At 50.1% G+C, this 22,249-nt stretch carries 14 protein-coding genes and 1 pseudogene; 11 read left to right on the forward strand and 4 right to left on the reverse strand.

What is annotated here, in order from left to right:
* Positions 1 to 378 precede the first annotated feature (378 nt).
* From H6629_11350 to H6629_11365, 4 genes are all read left to right on the forward strand, one after another.
* Entirely contained in the window at positions 379 to 1,314 is a 936-nt protein-coding gene (locus tag H6629_11350) for an FAD-dependent thymidylate synthase (GenBank protein ID MCB9068391.1), read from the forward strand.
* A 132-nt stretch (positions 1,315 to 1,446) separates the two neighbouring features.
* Positions 1,447 to 1,647 carry a hypothetical protein gene (locus tag H6629_11355; protein ID MCB9068392.1) on the forward strand — a complete coding sequence of 67 codons (201 nt, stop codon included), beginning with the start codon at positions 1,447 to 1,449 and terminating at the stop codon, positions 1,645 to 1,647.
* Positions 1,644 to 1,913: a type II toxin-antitoxin system RelE/ParE family toxin gene (locus H6629_11360; protein ID MCB9068393.1), complete on the forward strand. Its 270-nt coding sequence runs from the start codon at positions 1,644 to 1,646 to the stop codon at positions 1,911 to 1,913. The genes H6629_11355 and H6629_11360 overlap by 4 nt, the downstream gene beginning before the upstream one ends.
* Before the next feature lie 113 nt (positions 1,914 to 2,026).
* Positions 2,027 to 6,421, forward strand: coding sequence for a hypothetical protein (locus H6629_11365; protein ID MCB9068394.1), 4,395 nt, complete (start codon positions 2,027 to 2,029; stop codon positions 6,419 to 6,421).
* On the opposite strand, the gene H6629_11370 is transcribed toward H6629_11365, so the two are convergent.
* Complete coding sequence (locus tag H6629_11370) at positions 6,418 to 6,744, reverse strand: DUF1992 domain-containing protein (protein MCB9068395.1); 327 nt, start codon at positions 6,742 to 6,744, stop codon at positions 6,418 to 6,420. The genes H6629_11365 and H6629_11370 overlap by 4 nt on opposite strands.
* 14 nt (positions 6,745 to 6,758) lie before the next feature.
* On the reverse strand, positions 6,759 to 8,783 hold the full coding sequence (locus H6629_11375) for a carboxy terminal-processing peptidase (GenBank protein MCB9068396.1): 2,025 nt from the start codon (positions 8,781 to 8,783) through the stop codon (positions 6,759 to 6,761).
* Between the two features lie 286 nt (positions 8,784 to 9,069).
* Between H6629_11375 and H6629_11380 the strand changes: the two genes are divergently transcribed.
* Positions 9,070 to 10,086: a hypothetical protein gene (locus tag H6629_11380; protein MCB9068397.1), complete on the forward strand. Its 1,017-nt coding sequence runs from the start codon at positions 9,070 to 9,072 to the stop codon at positions 10,084 to 10,086.
* A 142-nt stretch (positions 10,087 to 10,228) separates the two neighbouring features.
* Here H6629_11380 and H6629_11385 read toward each other — a convergent pair whose 3' ends face one another.
* Positions 10,229 to 12,853 (reverse strand): glucosidase, encoded by a 2,625-nt coding sequence (locus H6629_11385; protein ID MCB9068398.1) that lies wholly within the window; start codon positions 12,851 to 12,853, stop codon positions 10,229 to 10,231.
* Between the two features lie 42 nt (positions 12,854 to 12,895).
* Complete coding sequence (locus H6629_11390) at positions 12,896 to 14,569, reverse strand: M1 family metallopeptidase (protein ID MCB9068399.1); 1,674 nt, start codon at positions 14,567 to 14,569, stop codon at positions 12,896 to 12,898.
* Positions 14,570 to 14,807: 238 nt separating this feature from the next.
* Between H6629_11390 and H6629_11395 the strand changes: the two genes are divergently transcribed.
* From H6629_11395 to H6629_11420, 6 genes and pseudogenes are all read left to right on the forward strand, one after another.
* Positions 14,808 to 15,569, forward strand: coding sequence for a hypothetical protein (locus tag H6629_11395; protein MCB9068400.1), 762 nt, complete (start codon positions 14,808 to 14,810; stop codon positions 15,567 to 15,569).
* 189 nt (positions 15,570 to 15,758) lie between these two features.
* A pseudogene (locus H6629_11400) lies at positions 15,759 to 17,368 on the forward strand (methylcrotonoyl-CoA carboxylase).
* A gap of 220 nt (positions 17,369 to 17,588) precedes the next feature.
* The gene (locus H6629_11405; GenBank protein ID MCB9068401.1) at positions 17,589 to 18,275 is read left to right on the forward strand and encodes a ribonuclease H-like domain-containing protein; all 687 of its coding nucleotides are present in this window, start codon (positions 17,589 to 17,591) and stop codon (positions 18,273 to 18,275) included.
* Positions 18,276 to 18,317: 42 nt separating this feature from the next.
* Positions 18,318 to 18,830, forward strand: a complete 513-nt coding sequence (locus H6629_11410; GenBank protein ID MCB9068402.1) for a hypothetical protein — start codon at positions 18,318 to 18,320, stop codon at positions 18,828 to 18,830.
* Positions 18,831 to 18,869: 39 nt separating this feature from the next.
* Entirely contained in the window at positions 18,870 to 19,934 is a 1,065-nt protein-coding gene (locus H6629_11415; GenBank protein MCB9068403.1) for a DUF4397 domain-containing protein, read from the forward strand.
* A gap of 136 nt (positions 19,935 to 20,070) precedes the next feature.
* Positions 20,071 to 22,245, forward strand: a complete 2,175-nt coding sequence (locus H6629_11420) for a TonB-dependent receptor (GenBank protein ID MCB9068404.1) — start codon at positions 20,071 to 20,073, stop codon at positions 22,243 to 22,245.
* Positions 22,246 to 22,249: the final 4 nt, after the last annotated feature.

Below are 22,249 nucleotides of genomic sequence, written 5' to 3' on the forward strand. Positions count from 1 at the left end.
ATATTTTTTCATTTTACACTGTTACCGCACAATTTTGTGATCAAAATATCATCACCTGTTGTTGAATCTTCGACGCTTTTGATGATCGCTTGAGCCTGTTAAAACGTCGCAATTTAGATTTTCGGTATAAAATTGGAGAACTTGCGAATAATCGCAGAAATTATTTGTAAATTGCTAAATATCTGTAAAACGTGCGTTACGGGAAATGTGGTATCTTGTTTTGTTTATTATACTTGTATCTGCTGGCGGGTTTTTTGCAGCCGGTGATATCTGCCGTAAATGCAAGTACTGCGAAATTTTTGTCTCATAATTTGGTTTCCGTTTTTCGGCTGACTATATTTTGCATCAAAAAAACAAACGCCAACGGAGCGAATGCGAATGTCCACGGAAGCAACAGATTTAACCCGCCCACGGGTAGAAGCGATGGAAGCCCTTCTCGGGAAACCGCTCAAAGTACTCGATGACGGTTTTGTCCGATTGATTGATTACATGGGAAACGATGCCGCCATTGTTCAGGCTGCGCGGGTTTCCTATGGCGAAGGCACCAAAAAAATCCACGAAGATCGCGGATTGATTCGCTACCTGATGCGCCACTGGCACACCACGCCGTTCGAAATGTGCGAACTGAAACTGCACATCCGTGTGCCGATGGATTGCTGGCGCCAGTGGATTCGCCACCGCACCGCCAATGTAAACGAATACAGCACCCGTTACTCCATCGCCATCGATGCCGCCCAAACCACGCCGCCAAACGAATGGCGGGTTCAGGCAACCGGCAACCGCCAGGGCAGCGCCGGATTTATGGATGAAACAACCGGCGCCCAATTCACCAAACGTGAAAGCGAATTGCAGCAGCTTTCCCGCGATATTTACGAAGAACGGCTGAACGCCGGTATCGCCCGCGAGCAAGCCCGGAAAGATCTGCCGTTATCCACTTACACCGAAGCATACTGGAAAGTGGATTTGCATAACCTGTTGCATTTTTTATGGTTACGTATGGACGAACACGCCCAGTTTGAAATCCGCTGTTATGCGGAGACCATCGGAAAAGAAATTTTAAGCCAGTGGTGCCCCACTGTTTGGCAGGCATTTCTGGATTACCGGGTGAATGCGCAGGCGCTTACCGGACCGGAAGTTGCGCTCATCCAGGCCATCAATTCCGGTGATGCGGAAAAAGTGCAACAACTCGCCATCGATTTCGGTTGGCTGCCCAAATCCGCCGATGAACAGCCGAAACGCAATCGCGAGCGGCTGGAGTTTGAACAAAAACTAACCTTGCTCAACATGGAAATTCCCTGGAAAGATCGTTTGTAAAATTTTTTGTTTGATTGGCAAAAATCCGTGGCGAAGCGCCCGTTTCGCCACGCCATTTTCAACCTCGTCAATTTCCCCTGCACAAATTTGCACCGCTGCCGATGATGAAATCGTCAGAAAAAAAGGTGCGCAATGAAAATCGATAATCATCAACTAAAAACAGTGTTAAAAGAAGCGTTGGTCGAAGTGCTGGAAGAGCGCCAGGATTTGCTGGTGAAACTCGTCGAGGATGCGCTGGACAACGTGGCGCTGGTCAGCGCCATTCAATCCGGCGAGGAAACACCGTTAATCAAACGTGCTGCGATCGCTGAATTTTTTAAGGGCAATTTATGAACGTCGGCTTTAAAGAGCAGTTTTTAAACGATTTACAGGAAATCAACAGTCAATACGCGTTGCGCGGTATCCGACTAACCATTCGCCAGGTTGAATCGGCAGCTTCACCAAAAGATATCGGCGAGTTGAAATCCATCGCCAAAAACGGTAATTATTACAGCATCGCCATTGGCAATTATCGCCTCGGATTAAAGCTGGATGCCAACGCGGTTATTTTCGTGCGTGCGCTGCATTATCGCGATATACTGCGTTTTTTTCACACCTGATTTAGCCGTCGTTTTATTTTCTTACTATTGCTTCTCTCTACCGAACCCGTTAAACTACAAACAACCACACAAATTTCGAATCGCTGTTAACGCATGCATCTCGGGGGAGATTTATGGCAGGTTTACGGAATTGGTTTACCCGTTTTTTTCTGATAAGTACCCGCAATAATAATATTTACGAATATCCGCTGCGCGATGATAAATACGGCAAATTGAAGTTGCTGCTGTATTTTGTGATCCTCCCGGCAATCGGCGCAGCTGCGTTAAATATGCTGCTCGGCATTGTGATCGCCAAATGGCAATGGGCAGATTTCGACGGATGGCTGCAAGTGAAAATATTTTTTTGCCACGCCGCAATTCTGACACTTTTTTCCGTGCTGCTGTGGGTGCCAGAATTTTTGGCTGTAAAAGATTGGCCGGAATCCCGCGAAAACCGTTGGGTGATGATCAAAAATGTGCTGACCATTGCGCTGTTTGTGCTGCTGTTTCCGCATGAAATTGTGGGGCTGTTTTTTGCCGGTGCAGATTACACAGAAAGCCTGACATTCCAGATCATTTACTGGTCCGTGTTGTTTTCGGTGATCGGCGGGTTATTCTGGTTTATCCGCAGAAATCACAAAAAATCCGCATTTTACGAAATCCAGATGGGCAAAGCGCCGAGGCAGCGGCGCAATCCGGAACGCTCCAGCCTGTACGAATCGCTGATTTTGATCGTCATGTTCCTGGGCATATTTTTTATTGAATTGTGGGCACTATCCAACACGACAAACCAGAAGATAAACCGTTGTTCTGCCGGAACTTACCTCTCCTGCACGTCGAAACAGCTTGCCGGTTTTGATATTGTTTCCGCAGATGTGATTGCCCCGGAAACACTGCCGGATTCAGCCGCGATTGCGCAGCCGTCCGGTACAGCGCAGTCATCATCGATGGTGAAATTTGCCTTTCAATCATTCAATGTTATTTCCGAATTCCTGTTCTCGATCGATCACCAACACAACCATTTGGCGGGACTCAAATATGAAATTTCGAAAACTCATACACCGGAAATTCAGGAAGAAAAACGGGATAATCGCCGGCTGTTTGTGATCACCTGGATTTGCATCGCGCTGTTTTGCACGATCCTGTATTTTCTTACTGCCGGCATCTCCAACCGGATGATGAAAAATATCCTCATTCCGGTCACGTTTCAGGAGCGCGACGTGCTCGGCATTCTCATGAAAACCAAAAATTATTTTTACCATTTTTGGCGGGCGATGATCGCAAAATACACATTTCTGCTGTTCGGCAGTTTAGGAATTTCGGTCCTGTTTTTGCTGACACCGGTGTTGTTTCTGGCGACAGATCATCCCAAAGAACTCGGGATGATTATCCAGATTGATGTTGTGGTGCTCATTTTCGGGATTTTTTTGGCGTGGATCAGTCCGTTGATCAACGCGCTCATTCAGCCGGATATCACGTTTGGGGAATATTTCAATCACCGGATTGCCGACCACCTGATGCAGGTGCAGGGGCACATCGGATTGATGGGCATCGGGAATTTGGGAAAACGGGTGCTCGATCGAGAGATAAAATTATTGGAAGATGAGCAGCTTCCTCATCCCAAAAAACGTCAATTTGTGGAAATTGTGACGCCGGATTTGCGGCTGGAACTGGTTTGCAGCAGCGTGGTTGTGGTGGAGCGTTCGCCGGAAGATGTGCTCTATTCCAGCGAAAATCAGCTGCTCGGCAAATACGGCGTGGTTGGCGCGCGGCAGGCTAATTATCGCACCAAAGATTTGCAGGGCAACGTGATTTATCTCGAAAAGCGATCGCTGGTGCCGGTGCTCATCGGCGAAGCAAACGAGCCGTTTGTGTTTTCGCGCGGGAATCTGGAACGTGCCCGGCTGCTGATCAGCACCATCCCGGATTGGGAAAGTGTGCAGCATATTTTTGAGCACGCGAATCTCAGCAAGGTGCCTGCCATCATTTGTGTGGGCAGCAGCAACCAGATTACCTATTACACGTATCGCGCGCGTCACCGGCAAATTGTGTTGGTCTATCCCAAACATAATCAGGGAGATACGCTCGGTTTCCGGCTGTGGGCGACCGTGCAAAAAGTGCGGGCGATCCGCAACATGCGCGGCAATGTGTGGCCAAAAATTCTGATTGTCGGTAACAACAAATCCAATCATTTTATGATCGAAACGTTGTGGTCGCTGCTGCCCGTTTCGGCATACATGAAAGAAACTATCACCCGCGAAAACCTGAAATTTGTGGTGCTGACGGATGAAGGCACCGGGCAATATCCGTCCATCAACGACGGGCAGCAGTTCCGTCCGTTTGGCTCGCACATGCTCGGATCGTATTTTTCGGGCAGCCGGCTGCCGTTTCCGCTGGCGGAAAATGATAACCCGCTGAATCCCGAAATTAAGGTGCAGATCATCAACGATGTGGATGTGGCTGCGCTGGAAGAATGTTTGGACGATTTTCGCCCGGATATTCTGATGGTAAATCACGAAGATGTGGAAAAATCATCGCTGGTGCTGATGCGCTTTATCCGTGCGCTGGAGCGGCTGAAAGTGCGCTATCTGGGTGAAGAAAAAGCCGGACGCAAAACATTTGAGCTGCCGATCATCCTTTCCGCAACCACGCGCGGCGACGAACGCGAACAGCTGACGCTGGGCGATTCCTCCCGGTTTTACGACGCCATTTGCCGGATGCACAACGAAAAACTGGCGTCGGATATGAGCTATCCGGCCCATGCCCGGTTCGATCATTTCAGCCGGGAATTGCATGGCGAAACCATCACCGATTCGCATTCAGACGCTGCGGAAATGATTGCCGGCGCCCGCCGCAGCTTTATGCCGCATCAGGCGAACGGCGAAAAAAACAATGGCGAGCAAAGCGGATTTGTGGAATCCAGCGCATGTTTGCCGAACACACCGCGATCGCTGGCGGATTACACCGCACGGCTGGCGCGCCTCACGTTCGATCCGCCGGTGGAAAGCGAGTTGAGCAAATTGTGGCAAATTACCGAACCCGCGCTGCCGGCGTTCCAGTATTTGCAGCACATAAAGCTGGACGATCCCGATCAATCCGGTTTTATGATCAACGGATACGCAACGCTCATCCCCACCAACGGACTGCCGGATGTGTTTGCCTCAACCAAAGGCAAAAGCCTCACCGCGCGCATGTTTGTAACGGACGGGCGCAAATATGTGGAAAACGTGATTGATCCGCTGGAAGGCTACCCGGAATCGTTGCAGACACAATTTACGATTGATGTGCTGGACAATATCCGCGATCCCAAACCACCAACCGTAACCGACGTGCTTCGGCGGGTTGCCAAACAGGATCGCAACGAAGACAAAAATACCATCAGCGAATTTACCGAGACGCTGCTCGATACCCGTCACGATGGCAAATTTGCCTGCCCGTCGATGAACATTTGCCGGATTGCCGCATACCAAAATTATGTTGCAGCTGGCAACAACCGGCGGCTCGGGGCTGATCCTGATATCGCCGATGGAGATGGCAAACCATCGCCTGCTCAAACAGTGCGAAACGAGCTGTGGCATGCCCGCAACTATGCCTGCTGCACCGAAATGCTCGACGACAAAAAGCTGCCGGCGCAGCCAACCGTGAATCCGGCCAACGCCAGAATTTTTGTTTGCTGCCAGGATGGCGCAAAAACCGGGATGATGGCGCAAATCCTCAATGCGTTGCAATTCCGCAAATTTCCCAAATTGCGGGTAACCTACCGGTTGAACGCAGCCGTGATCAACAAATTTCGGTCGCACAGCAAATCGGTGGTGCTGCAGCGCTGCGCGGATGATCTGCAGCAATTTCTCGACGATCAGCAAATGGATCTCGTAAACGAAGATGTTGTGCTGTTCAAAGCCAAACTGAAAGAAATTTTGGGTGCGGAAAATTTCACCAGATTTCACGAACGCCTGCTCAATCTCGCGCAGCGAAAAGAAGATAACTGGCGAATCAACATCGATTATTTCAGCCACATCAGTTGCCAGAACAGCTATTTTTCGCTAAACCGGCTGTTCGGTATTTTCGAAAATCAGACGGTTGTCGAGCCGGAAAACGGCATTCGCCTGACGGAACGATTGCCGCTGAACGTGATTCGCATTTTGCCTATCGGCGAAGTGAGTTCTGCCAAACAATGGTATTTTTACGCCCGCGCGCTGCACCAGTTTTTGAACGCGCTGGAAGACGAAATTCCCGAACCGTACCAACGGGAAAAATTCATTTTTTACTGGTTCGATGAAAATCGCCAATCTCATGTTTTTAATGAAGATAAGCTGGATGAATTTGTCGAACCGCAATTTGATGCGGAACAGCGCAGCAGCTTCCCGATTCTCATCGTTATCAAACGCGACAGCGCGGAAAAGAAACAGCATTTCAACAAAAAATATGACGGAAAAGAAAAGCGCCCGGGCCGGGACGAGGATGTTTGCCGGATTTGTTATCGCCAAAAACGGCGTTACGATTGCAGCAAAATGCGGGTGTGGATTTAACGGCGGGTATTCGAACGCTCGATCAACAATTCCAGATATGTGTTTTTCTCGTTGATCTCGCGGGTGATTTGCCGGCGCCGCTGTTCGTCGGAACCAACAGCGGCACGCAGCATTTTCAATAATTCAATTTCTTTTTTCAGCTCGATCTCTTGCGGCAAAACGGCAGCATTTTTGAGCAGATTGTGCGCCATCCGCATGTCCGGTGCAGTGTTGAAATAGTCCCGCAAATCAACGGGTTTGCCTTTTCCCGGCAAATTATCAAACGCACCGTTTTCCTGCGCTTCGCGGATGCGATCTTCTGCGATTTTCCGAAATGCGTCCATTTACATGCCTGAAATTATTGTCTGTCACTCAATTTTGCTTTTTTGAGAATGACGAGATCGCCCAGCACATGCGCACTTTCGGTCAATACCAAATCTTTGTGTTTGTCGGCTGTGCTGTCATGAACGGCATCTTCCTCGTCTTCATTTTTATCTGCTTTGGCTTCGGCGCGGCGGATGGCTTCGTTCAACGAGATAAATTTTTCGTTCTGCTGACGCTCAAATTCTTCGAGTTCCGCCAGCAATTTGGCGTATTCCGGATTGGTTTGCAAACGGGCGTTAACCTGCTTTTGCAGTTCCGGCACAAACGTCGTAAAATCGCCATATTTGTTGAACGGTACGCCGTCAATCTGATCCCAAATTAACGCGTTTGGCTGCGAACTTTCGCCAATTTCCATTGCGCCGAAACGCGACGGAAAGTTGATATCCGGCGTTACGCCGGCATGTTGGGTGCTGCGGCCGTCCACCCGGTAAAATTTGGCGATGGTCAATTTGATCTGCCCGAGTTTCAGTTCGGGATCGCGAATAAAACGATTGAGATCGATCGGGCGTTGAACCGTGCCTTTGCCAAATGTCTGGCTGCCAATAATCAATCCGCGACCGTAATCCTGAATGGCTGCCGCAAAAATTTCCGATGCGGATGCACTCAGCCGGTCAACCATTACCGCCAGTGGGCCGTCGTAAACCACGCCGGATGAGTTATCCTGTTCTATTTCTTTACGTCCGTCCGAATAGCTGACCTGCACCACCGGACCGCGATCGATAAACAAACCTGTCAAATCGACCGCTTCGTTCAAAAATCCGCCACCGTTGCGGCGCAAATCGATGATCACGCCATCCACATTTTGGGTTTTCAGCTCTTCCAGCAATTTTGCGACATCGCCGGAGGTGCTTTTGAAATCTTTATCGCCGCGACGCATGGCGTCAAAGTCCGAATAAAATGTGGGGATAGTGATCACGCCAAACAGCAAATTTTTGCCGTTGTGTTTGATGTGCAGCGTATCCGATTTTGCGGACTGATCTTCGAGTTTAATTTTATCGCGAACCAGCGCAATGGTATCTGGCGGAACGCCGGGTTTGGCATCGTGCGCGAGCACTTGCAGCCGCACAACGGTAGATTTTTTGCCGCGAATGAGCTGAACCACATCGTCGATGCGCCAGCCGACAACGTCCACAATTTCGCCGTCGTAATCCTGTCCGACACCGATAATTTTATCGTTTTGGTGCAGCAAGCCGCTTTTATCCGCCGGACCGCCGGCCACAATTTCCACCACGCGGGTGTAATCATCTTCGCTGACCAGTCGTGCGCCGATGCCTTCCAGCGACTGGCTCATGCGAATCTTGAAATCGTCGTAATCTTTCGGCGAAAAATAATTGGTGTGCGGGTCAAAAGATTCCGCGAAGGAGTTCATCAAAATTTGAAATACATCTTCGCTTTGCGATTGCGAGATATTTTTCTCCAACCGTTTGTAGCGATTGGTCAGCGTTTTGGCGATGCCATCCGGCTCTTTTCCGGCCAATTTCAGGCTCAACGCCTGATTTTTGAGGCGCTTCCGCCACAAATCATCCAGTTCTTCAGTAGTTTTTGCCCATGGCGCGTCTTCCCTGTCCAGCGCGAGCATTTCATCTGTGGAAAAATCGAACGGCGATTCCAGCGTGGCGAACACAAATTCCAGCCGTTCCGATGCGCGTTGCTCATACCGGTTGAAAATATCATAAGCGATGCTCACCTGACCGGATCGCACAACTTCATCAAATTCATTGCGATAGGGTTCAAATTCGGCAAGGTCCGACGCCAGAAAATAGAGGCGGTTGTAATCCAGTTTTTCAAAAAACCGGTCGAACATTTCCGAGCTCATTTCGTCGTTGATGGGCTTTTTTTGGTAGTGGTTGCGCTGAAGAATGGTAGTTACCAGTTGGCTCACCCGGCGGTGTTCCGGCTCGGGTTTCAGTTCTGCAAATGCTATATCTGTTGAATCGCTTTGTGCGAACATCAGTTCTGTTGCAATGCCTAAAATCAATAAAATCAACCATTTTTTCATAGAATAATGCCCCTTTATTAACTCAATCTACATTGTCGGGAGCGGCGCTTTCTTGCGGCCGTTCCATCGGGATGTCTTAAATTAAACGCAAAGATCGTATTTTGTTTCGATTTATCGTTGTAAATTTTGAACCAAATGACTATGGATTATTAAATAATTGTCTATTTTTGATAACAGATGGACGTTTTCGGTCACGAATTCGATTTTGATTTTGTTAAATTTGATGCATCAATTTAATTTGGGTTGCTGCGTATCCATAATATTTTTTTGACGGAAGCCATTTTTAATGAAAAAACGGGACAAACGCGAAACGCATTTGCTGATCCTCGATATGGTGATGCTGGTATTGCTGTTGTTAAATCTGGGTCTGATTATCTTCGACTGGATTTTTCTGAGCATTACCGTTCAAAAAGTGTTGAGTGCTTATTTACCCAATTTTTTTGCGGTTTACCGTGACCGGATTCACGCCGATTTTGCGATGATCGATCTCGGATTTGTGGCAATTTTTCTCATCGAATTCTTTTTGCGATGGGGGATTGCCATTCACCGGCGCACCTATTACAAATGGTTTTTCTACCCGTTTATTCACTGGTACGACCTGATCGGCTGCATTCCCGTGGGCTCGCTGCGCTTTTTGCGATTGCTGCGGATTATCGGGATTATCATCCGTTTGCAACGGTTGCAAATTATTGATATTACAAGAACTTACCTGTATGGGCAATTCAATAAATATGTGAATGTGGTGGTCGAGGAAATTTCCGATCGCGTGGTGATAAACGTGATCAAAGATGTTCAGGCGGAAATCCGCGACGGCAGCCCGGTAACCGACCGGATTATTCAGGAAGTAGTGCTGCCGCAGAAGGAAAGCATTGTGCTGTGGTTATCGCACCGGTTGCAGCATATCGCCAGCAATGCACATGCGGCGTATAAAGAGGATTTTAGGGAATATTTGCATTTGCGGGTTAAAAATGCAGTGGAGAACAACCCGGAAATTGCCGCAATCGGAATGATTCCGGTGGTGGGCAAAGTCATATCCGGCAATCTGGAAAAGGCCATCAGCGATATCACATTCAACACCATCAGCGGGTTGATTGAAGATTTGGGTTCATCCAAAAATCAGGCGATTGTGGAAGAAGTTGCCGACATCACCATCGACGCGCTGATGATGGAAGAAGCGGATCAACGCATCGATAAAATTGTCAACGAAGCGCTGGTGCAGGCGCTGGAACTGGTGAAGGAGCAGGTGCAAATTCAACAATGGAAGCTCCGGGAAATGCGGGAAAGGGAAGAGGGAAGCGGTTGATATTTGGATAATTATTAATTTCTGGAGATTCCTGCCTTCGCAGGAATGACAAAAAATGATTATCGTCATTCCGAGATTGTTCCGGAATTTCCTCCGAATGCCAACCGCCTTTCGTAACCAATGTTACAGCAGATCAACCCAATTATTCATCCCGCGGTTGCAGCAATTTGGCAATCAAACCCGTCCAACCGGTCTGGTGGGATGCGCCGACACCGCGCCCGTTATCCCCGTGAAAATATTCGTAAAACAGCAGGTAATCGCGGAAATGCGGGTCGTTCTGGAATGTGGGATGATCGCCAAAAACCGCTCGTTTACCCGATTCGTCGCGCAAAAAAATGCGGGTGAGTCGTTCGGAAATCGCGTCCGCGATTTGCAGAATCGTCAAATAATTGCCGGAATCGGTGGGATATTCCACTTTAAAATCATCACCGTAATAATGGTGAAAGCGTTGCAGCGCCTCGATGATCAAAAAATTGACCGGAAACCAGATCGGTCCGCGCCAGTTGGAATTTCCGCCGAACATGTATGAATCCGATTCCGCCGGCAAATATTTCACGGAAATTTCGCTGCCGTTCATCCGGAAATGATAGGGGTTGTTTTCGTAGATTTTCGACATGCTGCGAATCCCGTAATCCGAGAGAAATTCCGTTTCGTCGAGCATGCGTTTGAGCAGCCGTTTCATCCGGTGACCGCGCAGCAGCGAGAGCAGCCGCCGTTCGCCTTTACCGGGCGATTGCCAGCGGGAAACGAGTTCTGCCAAATCTTTCCGGTCTTCGAAAAACCATTCCAGACGTTTTTTGAATTCCGGTAATTTGTCGATGTAATCCGGTTCGAGTACTTCCACTGCGAACAGCGGAATCAGCCCGACCATCGAGCGCACTTTCAGCGGAAAAAACTGGTTGTTGGGTGTGTGCAGCACATCGTAAAAAAACGCGTCATCCGCATCCCACAAGTTGATGCCTTTGCCGCCCAAATTGGTCATCGCCTCCGCGATGTATAAAAAGTGCTCGAAAAATTTGGTTGCTAAATCCTGGTAAATCGGTTTTTCCGCAGCCAGTTCCAGCGCAATGCGCATCATGTTCAGCGAATACATGGCCATCCACGCGGTGCCGTCTGCCTGCTCCAAATGCCCGCCGGTGGGCAATTCCTCGCTGCGATTGAAAACGCCGATGTTGTCCAACCCCAAAAAGCCACCCTGAAAAATATTGTTATCGCCCTCATCCTTGCGGTTCACCCACCAGGTAAAATTGAGCAGCAATTTGTGAAAGACGCGTTCCAGAAAATCGGTATCGCTGCGGCCGCTGCGTTTTTGATCCATTTTGTAAACGCGCCAGGTTGCCCATGCATGTACCGGCGGATTCACATCGCCGAACGCCCATTCGTACGCCGGCAGTTGCCCGTTGGGGTGCATGTACCACTCGCGGGTGAGCAGCACGAGCTGGTTTTTGGCGAATTGCGGATCGACCATTGCCAGCGGAATGCAGTGAAACGCCAGATCCCACGCGGCATACCACGGGTATTCCCATTTGTCCGGCATCGAAATAATTTCCGCATTGTTGAGGTGAATCCACTCTCGATTGCGCCCTTTTAATCGGGATTTCGGTGGTTCCGGCTGCCCGGGATCGCCCTGCAGCCATTGGCTGATATCGTAATAATAATATTGTTTGGTCCACAACATTCCGGCGAAAGCCTGCCGTTGCACCCGCTTTGCGTCGTCATTGGCGATGTTTTTTTGCAGATCGGCGTAAAATTCATCCGCATCTTTTTGGCATTGGCGAAACAGCTTTTCGAACCCATCGAATGGTTTGGCGATGTCGCGATTTACCAATCGCAGCCGAACGGCTTGCGAGCCGTTTGCCGGTACGATCAATTTGTAAAAAACCGCAGCTTTTGTGCCTTTTTGATTAGGGTTCACGCCGGATTGATCGCCCCAAACGAGAAAATCGTTGATGCCATCTTTAAAAAATCCGGCTGGATTTGATGCGTTGTAGAGCCGTTGGATATTGGTTGCGTTATCACAAAACAGCAGCTCCGGGGCGTTTTCCGCGAAGAGAAAATAGTTGCCCAAATCGTGGTGATCGGCGGCGATGGCGGATTTACCTTTTTTTGCCAACAGCGGTTTCCGCGAATCGCGACCCCATGCCCAGGTGTTGCGAAACCACAGCGTTGGCAGCAGGTGCAGCGGTGCATCCGCATCGCCGCGATTGTGCACGGTAATCTGGATGAGCGTATCTTCCGGCGCTGTTTTGGCGTATTCAACGAACACATCAAAATAGCGATTCTCATCAAAAATGCCGGTGTCGATCAACTCGTATTCCGGATCATTGAGCCCGCGATGGGTATTGCGATCCAGCAAATCGCGATAGGGAAATTCGCTTTGTGGATATTTGTAAAGCATTTTCATATAGGAATGCGTCGGCGTGCTATCCAGATAATAATAATATTCTTTCACATCCTCGCCGTGATTGCCTTGCGGTCCGCTCAGCCCGAACAACCGTTCTTTGATAAACGGATCGCGCTTGTTCCACATTGCCAGTGCAAAACAGAGCCGCTGCTGGTCGTCGGAGATCCCGGCGATGCCATCCTCGCCCCAGCGATAGGCTTTACTGCGGGATTCTTCGTAATTGATAAATTCCCAGGCATCGCCATCGCGGCTGTAATCTTCGCGGACCGTTCCCCACTGGCGTTCGCTAAGATACGGTCCCCAAAATTTCCAGTTCTTTTTTCCGGCGACAGATTCGCTGAGGCGTTGTTGTTCTTTTGTCATATAACCTGCATTTTTCGGGCGAACGGCCGTTCGCCTCCTACATTAATCTTTTTTCAAAATCCAGTTATCCGGATCCGGCACAACTTCGTCACGAGCAAGCACTTCGATGGTTGCGCTGCCGTTTGGCATCGCAATGCGGCGGCGGGATTTGCCAACCAGCGCCTCAACCGGCATCGGGAAAAGCAGATTGTCCGGTGTTTCCCAGCGCAGCGTCACCATTTTACCAGCGCGGGTGACGTTCAGTTTCGGCAAATGCGGTTGCCGGACGTAAACCTCGAAAAACCAGTCCAGTTCCGAGCCGTAAATGTCTTCGCAAATTTGCACAAAATCGTCCGTTGTGGCAAAACGGCACTGGCTGCCGTCGGTGATTTTTTCCATCGCGGGATCGGGATATGCCATTCGCCGCAGTGCTTTAAAAAACGCTTCGTCGCCCATCAAATAGCGCAGCGAGTGCAGCACCCACACGCCTTTGTTGTAAATATCGCCTTCAGATTCCACATAATCCGGCGGCAGAAAATACATTTCTTTGGTTGTTTTGGCATCCCTCGGCGCGATGGCCGCACGATTGCGGATGCGCGGCAATGGTCCGCCCATCGTGTTGTGATATGCCTCTATTCCGCGCAGATGCTCAACATACAGCGGGTGCATGTAGCTGCACAAGCCTTCGTGCAGCCAGAAATCCCGCCAGTCGAGCGCAGTCACCAAATTGCCCCACCATTCATGTCCCAATTCGTGATGATGCAAAATATCGTAACCGTGCGGCGCGTTGGAAAAATTGGCACCGTATGCGATAATCGTCTGGTGTTCCATTCCGTAAAACGGTGTGTGGGCAACGCCGTATTTATCCGCCCGGAACGGATACGGCCCGAGCAATTTTTCATACCACGCGAGATGCTCGATAATTTGCGGCATCAGAATTTTGCCCTTGGCGTAATCCTGCGGGAGCACCCAAAACGTTACCGGAATAGTATCGCCGCTAACACTAACGTAAGTTTCCTCGATGGTGCGATATGGCGCGATGTTAATTGCCATGCTATAATTATTGATGGGCGTGGACACAAACCAGTGATACGTCATTGTGCCATCGGCATTGGCTTCGTGACCGAGTGAACGACCGCTTGCGGCAACCACCAGCGGTTTCGGAACGGTGATGTGCAGCGCCATGCTGTCCGGCTCGTCGGACGGGTGATCTTTGCAGGGCCACCACAAATCCGCGCCGTCGGACTGAACGGATGTGGCAATCCACGGCTGACCGTCCTCTGTTTTTGACCATGTGAAACCGCCGACCCACGGCGGACGTTGGGCAACGCGCGGTTTTCCGCTGTAACTCACGCGAATTTGCACAATTTCGCCGGGTTGTTTGGTGCCGCCGAAATGTGTCCACAATTCGCCATCGTGATGCTTAAAATGCATGGCTTTGGCTGATCCGTCAGCCGTAAGCATTTCCACTTTTATCACAGAAAATACCGTATCCAATTGTTGAACAAACCATTCCAGTGGCTGCACGATGTGCGCGGTTGCCGTCAATTCGCCGGCAATCGAGCTGTCCGCGGGATTCACAGACAGCGCAAGATCGTAAAATGTGACATCGTATCCGGCTTGCTCCGGCATCAGCGGCCCGCCGGATTCAGTCGGGCTAACGCCCAGATAGCGCTGCGCCTGCAGCGAAATGGTGCATATCAGCAATAAAAACAAGATGTTAAAAGAGGTTTTCATAAGTTTTCCTTTGTTGCTGAACCTGTTATTTTTTAAACATCAGCATTCGTGCTGTACCGTCGGGTTCCATTCGAAAAATATATACAATCCTGCACATTTCCACAAGTTGTCTTGCTTTTGGCTGTGAAATTGTCAAAAATGCGTCACTTTCAGCGTTAAAATTTGATAGCAATTGGTGGTTCCACGGGCTATATTCCACACGAAAATGAATCAACAATCAACCAAAAAAATCGATCACATGAACTATTTCAAACTCACTTTGTTGATGTGCTGGATGTCCAGCATTCCGCTGTTAGCACAGCCGTTCATCACTTTTGGCGGCGGTGTCAGCAGCCTGTTTGTCCTTTCGGATGAGCTCGATAATTTTACCGATACCTACAATGCCTACAATGTTGTCGGTACTGCCCAGGAATTAAATGGCGTGGGCAATGGTGCAATCGGGTACCAGATGGAAGCGGGTTTCCGGCATTACAACCAATTTCATTTGGCCATCAATTTTGGGTATCAGCGCAATATGATTCGCGACGGAGCAGAATTTGGCGATCAAACAACGCGCGATCTGAAATTTACATTTACCGGCATTTTTTCCGAGCTGGAATTTGGAAAACAGATCGATCAGTATTTTGTGAATGGCGTATTGCGCTACGCGTTCCGTCGGAAAGTTGAAATTGAGGCAACCCACAGCGCCCGCGAAACGCCGTTGGCTGGATCATTGGATGGTGATTACGTCAGCCCGACAACCCGTTCCGCACATGCTGGCATTTCATTGGGTGCGTTGAAAGAGCCGTTTGTTATTGGCATAAAAGTGCTGTATCCGGTGTTTACCGGCGGGGATGATTCTTTTGTTCGATCCGACAGCCCGGAAAAACAGGCCATCGGCACAGAAATTTTCCCGAGCAATTTTGAGGAATATGCCACCCAACCGAACTACTCGGGGCTGCACAGCAACATCGACGGACTGATTTTGTCGCTCTCGCTGCAGTTTGCCATTCCGTTGTAATTAAAAATACACTATTTGAGTTGATTCAGAAAACTTTTTAGGAGGGGTTTATGACGCGATTCTATATGATGTTTCTGCTTTGTTTAACGGCAATTGCGAATGCGCAACTGCCGCATACGTTTACCCAGATTGTGCGAACTTATGAAGGTGGTGAAGCGTATGGTATAGAACTAGGACCAGATGGTACACATGTATCGAATCGAATCCAAAATAGACACAAATAGCACGGATTTTAAATCCAACCGGGAGCACAATTTACAGCTTGTTTCGGAGTTGAAAAAGCGGATTACAACTGTGCAGCAGGGCGGTCCGCCGCACGCGCACAAAGCGCACGAAAAACGCGGCAAACTGTTTGTCCGCGATCGGCTGGCGCGATTGTTCGATCCGCAGTCCCCGTTTCTGGAATTTTCCTCGCTGGCAGCGCTGGATATGTACGACAACGATGCGCCCGGCGCCGGAATGGTGACCGGCGTTGGCGTTGTGCACGGTCGCGAGGTGCTGGTTGTCGCGCACGATGCCACCGTAAAAGGCGGCACATATTTCCCGATGACCATCAAAAAACATCTGCGGGCGCAGGAAATCGCCATGCAAAACCGCCTGCCCTGTGTCTATCTGGTCGATTCCGGCGGCATTTTTCTGCCGTATCAATCGGAGACATTCCCGGATCGCGAGCACTTCGGGCGGATATTTTTCAATCAGGCGCGCATGTCTGCCGAAGGCATTCCGCAGATTTCTGTGGTGTTGGGCAGCAGCACTGCCGGCGGTGCCTATCAACCGGCGATGAGTGATGAAGTGGTGATCGTTCGCAAACAAGGCTACATTTACATCGGCGGGCCACCGTTGGTGAAAGCGGCAACCGGCGAAGTCGTCACTGACGAAGATTTGGGCGGCGCGGATGTTCACGCCCGCGTTTCCGGTGTTGCCGATCATTACGCGATGAATGAAGAACACGCGTTTGAAATCACCCGTAACCTGATGGAAAATCTCAACTTGCCGGATCAGCCCGCAAAGCTGGATATGCGCGAACCGGAAGACCCGTATTACGATCCCGAAGAATTGCGGGGATCATTCCCAAAGATGTGCGCAAACCCTACGACGCCCGCGAAATCATCGCGAGGATGGTGGATGGCAGCCGTTTTCAGGAATTTAAAGCGCTTTACGGTCCGACGCTGGTGTGCGGATTTGCCCGGATGTTGGGCTATCCCGTCGGCATCATCGCCAACAACGGCGTGCTGTTCAGCGAAAGTTCCGTGAAGGGCGCGCACTTCATCAATTTGTGCACCCAGCGCAAAATTCCGCTGCTGTTTTTGCAGAACATCACCGGATTTATCGTTGGGAAAGAATACGAACACGGCGGCATCGCCCGCAACGGCGCCAAACTGGTGCATGCAGTTGCCAACGCGCAGGTGCCCAAATTTACCGTGATTGTCGGCGGTTCGTATGGCGCGGGCAATTACGGCATGTGCGGTCGCGGCTACGATCCGCGATTGCTGTGGATGTGGCCAAACGGGCGCATCAGCGTGATGGGCGGCGAACAGGCCGCAGATGTGTTGGCAACCGTCAAAAAACGCTCGCTGGAAAAGCAGGGCAAATCGGTTTCGGCAGAGGAATTTGCCGAATATCGCGCGGAAATTTTGGCGCAGTACGAAGCCGAAGCCAGCCCCTATTACAGCACAGCCCGCATTTGGGACGATGGCATTATCGATCCCGCCAAAACCCGCGAGGCGTTGGCGCTGGGCATCGCGATGTCGCTGAACGCACCGATTCCCGATCAAAAATTCGGCGTTTTCCGCATGTAAGGAAAGCAAGGATAAAGGGTGAAGGATAAAGGATAAATTTTTTAGACAGGATTACAGGATTGACTGGATAAGTTATAATTTTTGTCATTCCTGCGAAGGCAGGAATCTCCTGCCCGAATCAAATAAATTTATATTTGGTTCCCATTTTCCAACATCCGGTCAATCCTGTTATCCTGTCAAATTTAAGAAAATCAACCCCGGCGAAACGGAGGAAATCCAAATGATTACCCACATGGCACTGGACATCGAAACGGTTCCCGCTGCGGATTTATCCGAATACAGCGAAACGATTCAGGAAAAAATTACCCAAAAAATCGAGCGCCAGCAGGAACGCAACCCGGATTTCGATTTCAAATATTTCGCCAGCACGCATGGCGATTTCGGGAAAATTATCTGCATTTCGCTGGGCTACATTCTCGAAGGCGAGAAGATCAAATTGAAATCGCTGCACGGTCACGACGAGTTCGCGATCCTCGATGAATTCAACAAAATTATCAGCGGATTTAACGGCACGTATGTGCATTACAACGGGCTAAACTTCGATATTCCATTTGTTTTGCAGCGAATGGCGCACCATCGCGTTCGCCCCGCCAGCGACCGTTTCGCCAATTTGCGACGCTATTCCATGGAGCCGCATTTCGATATCATGATGTGGTATTACAATTGGGATATGACCAAGGTGCTGCCGCTGGGCGTGCTTTCCGAACTGCACGGGATTCCCAGTCCGAAAGAGGATTTGAGCGGTGATAAAGTGTACGACGCTTACCAGAACAACGAATGGGATCGCATTTGTGAATATTGCGAACGCGACGTGGCGACAACCCTCAATTTGTGGAACAAAGTTTACCGCTACCAACCGGTGATTCCGGACAGCAATTATATTCTCAGCGGTGCCGGCAAAAAATAATCTTTTGTTATTTTTCTCTCAATATTGCCTTTTGGGAAAAATATGCGTAATTACGCAAATATGAAAATAATCCCGATTCTCATTATTTTTTGCGCTGTGGTGTTCCACAGTTGCGATAAAGGTTTGGCGCCGGAAGCGGAAAGTTTGGGCATTTCCAACGGTATTCAGGGCACAATTTTATTCGAAAATTGGCCGTCGCCGGACAGCCTGTATGACCTTCGGTTGGTGGCATTTCGCAATTTTCCGCCGGAAAACATTTTTGTTGAGCTGTTATCCGAACAAGCTTATGCCTATCCTTCAATTACAGATACAACCCACATTCCCTTTTTCGTTGATCGATACGAGTTCGAGTTTGAGCTTCCGCCGGGTGAGTATGGCTATTTGGTGGTTGCGCAGCAATATGGCAGTAACCTGTTGCTGGACTGGCGTGCCGTTGGCCAGTATGATGTTGATGCAGATTCGCTGCCTTCGCCGCTCAATGTGGATGAAAACGCCGTTACCCGCAATCTTGTCATCGGCGTGGATTTCGACCATTTACCGATTCAGCCATTTTAATTTTTCAATCATCTATTATTTTTTTCGGAGGAAATCAGTATGAAACGCTGTACTCGACTATTATTTGTATTTTTATTGCTGGCGATGGTTGGCAACGTCCGGGCGCAAACGCTTCCCACAATTCAGGCTATCCACAACGTGTCCGACCCGTCTCTGGACAAAATAGATTTGTATGTGAGTGTTTCAATTATTGTGTTGACAACGCTGGATAATTTTGCCTATCGCACATCAACCGATACGATTGTGGGGCTGGCGGGCATCCCGATTGACCTCGGATTAGCCGACAGCACCAGCGGCAGCGTTCAGGATACCCTGAAAAAATTTACCGTCATTTTGGAAAATGATAAAAATTATCTCGGGATTGGTGCGGGCGTGCTCAATCCGGCTCAATTTGCGCCGAATCCCGATGGTCGCGATACCGAAGTAAATTTGTTCGTTTACGAAAATGCCAAACTGTCAGCCAGTTCTGCCGGCGTAGTTGATGTGCTGTTCATGCACGGCGTAACCGACGCACCTGCGATAGATGTTCGGGTAGTTGGTGGCGCAACCATCGCAAATGATATTCAATATGGCGATTTCGGTAGTTACGTTTCGCTGCCGCCTGGTGTTCATACGTTGGAAATTACCGATGCCAGCGGAACGAATGTGTTGGGTGTTTTTACCGCAGATTTGAGCAGCGCCGCCGGAACAGTGATGACAATTTACGCATCCGGATTTGCCGATCCATCGCAAAATCAGGACGGCGCAGCGTTGGGATTGTTTGCCACAAATCCGCTCGGCGGAACAGTTGAATTTCCCCGGGTGACAACGGGCATCGACGATGAACCCGGCGCAGTGGCGAACGCCTATCGATTGGCGCAGAATTACCCGAATCCGTTCAACCCGTCCACGACGATCGAATTTGCGCTGCCGGTGAGCGAGCACGTCACGCTTGCCGTATTCGACATCACCGGAAAACGCGTGGCAACCCTGCTCGATGAGCCGGTGAACGCCGGATTGCACCGGTATAATTGGTCGGCAAAAAATTTGCCCAGCGGCGCATATTTTTATCGATTGCAGACGCAGAATTTTAGCCAGATTCGTAAGTTGATGTTGGTGAAATAGTAAACGGAACGCATTTATGCGTTCCCTACAAATGCGGCTATTTTAAATGTAGGGTTCGCATATATGCGAACCGTTTTTTATCAAGTCATGTCATCGAAAAATGATGTTGCAAATGTAATGCTGCCGGAGAATTGCGATGCGCAAACACCTGTTCATACTGATGTTAAATGCGATGTTGATTTGCCAGATTTCTGCGCAAACTGCGGAAATTATCGGGCGAATTGTCGAAGCGGACGACCGTCCGCTCATCGGCGCGAACGTCTATCTCGAAGGCACGATTCTCGGCAGCGCGACTGATAACGACGGCGTTTTCCGGATTTCAGGTGTTCCGGAAGGCCGCTATTCGCTGGTGGTCAATTTGATCGGCTATCGCGAATATCGCAGCGACATCAGCGTTAGCGGCACCGCGCGTATCGATGCCGGAACGATTGAACTCGTGCCAACGGTCATCGCCAACGAGCCGGTGGTGGTCACCGCCGGAAAATATGAGCAGAAAATTCAGGACATTCCCGCCAGCATCAGCACCGTCAATCAGCAGGAATTGCAGGCGCGCAACATCACCACCATTGATCAGGCGCTGGCATATGTTTCCGGCGTCAACCTCAACGGCGGGCAGCTCAGCATTCGCGGCTCCACCGGCTACAGTCGCGGCGCGGGCAGCCGGGTGCTGATGCTCATCGACGGTGTGCCGCTGCTCACGGCGGATACCCGGGACATCGTATTCAGCGTGGTGCCCACTTATCTGCTCGATCATGTGGAAGTGCTCAAAGGCGCGGGCTCGGCGTTGTATGGTTCCAGCGCCATCGGCGGCGTGATCAACGTGATCACCCGCGATATCGATGATTCCCCAAAATTCCACCTGCGAACCTATGGCGGCGTTTACAGCGAGCCGTCGCATAATCAATGGAAATGGACAAACGACACTCAGTTTACCAACGGCGTCAGCGCCAGCTACTCCCGTAAGATCAATAAAATTGGTGTGTTAGCCGGTATTTCCCGCGACGAGGATGACGGTTATCAGCTCAACAATTGGAGCCGTCGCTGGTCCGGCAGCGGCAAATTGCAGTGGGAAATGTCGCCGTTCAGCCGGCTCACGCTGTCCGGGAATTACATGCATCAGGAGCGCGGGAATTTTTTGTACTGGCAGGATCAGCAGAATGCGCTGGTGCCCGCATCCGGGCAGGAAGATGACGAAGTGGATTCCAAACGCTACTACCTCACCGCGATTTACCGGCATGTGATTTCGCCAAAACGATTCTGGACCTTTCGCGGGGTGTGGTTCCGCAACCGTGTCGGCGATTCCGTCAGCGAAGATGCATCAGAAGTGGTTGCCATCGCCAAAACGCTCAACGGCGAACTGCAATACAACACCCAAATCGGCAATATTTTTATGACGATCGGTGGCGAAGGCAACTGGAGCTCCATCGATTCCGACCGTTTTGGCGAACACGACGGCGTTGGCGGCGCGCTGTATCAGCAGGCGGAAATTCCGCTATCGGAGCGCTGGAAAGCCACGCTCGGTTGGCGGCTGGATTATTTTGATATCGATTCGCTGGAGTCGTCCAACGTTCGCTGGAATCCCAAACTGGGCATCGTTTTTCAGCCGGTTGTTGGCACCGCGATTCGCGCGGCAGCGGGCACCGGATTTCGCGCGCCGTCGATGGCGGAAGCGTTTACCTCGACCATCGCCAGTGGCATCCGCATTGTGCCGAACACCGGGTTGAAGCCGGAAAAAAGCATATATTTCGAATTTGGGTTGAACCAGATTTTCGGCACTTCGATGATCGCGGATATCGCCGCGTTTTACAACCGGTTCGAGGATTTGATCGAACCGGGATTTCTCCCGCGCGGCGTGATTCAATTTAATAATGTGTTCGACGCCCGGATTGCCGGCGTCGAAACCGCGCTGAACGGGCAATTTTGGCGACGAAAACTGCAGTGGGGCGCCGGATATTCGTATGTCGAATCGCGAAACGAAGTGATCGACGATTATCTCGAATTCCGTCCGCGACACATTTTTTACGGGAAATTGCAGGGAAATTTGGGTATGCTGCGGCTCGGTGGAGATTATCGTTACGTCAGCAAATACGATCGCGTGAACAAAAGTTTGGGGCTGTTTATTTCAGATGCGGATACCCGGGTTGCAGCGCATGTGGTTGACTTTCGGGCAGGTGCCGCGCTGAAATTCAGCGGAACGCCGCTGAATATTTCGCTGCAGCTCAAAAATGCGCTAAACTACAATTATCTGGATTTTGTCGGATCGCTCGCGCCGCCTCGCCGCCTCGAATTGACGTTGGATACCGTTTTTTGATATG

The sequence above is a fragment of the Calditrichia bacterium genome (assembly GCA_020634975.1).
Taxonomy (GTDB): Bacteria; Calditrichota; Calditrichia; order RBG-13-44-9; family J075; genus JACKAQ01.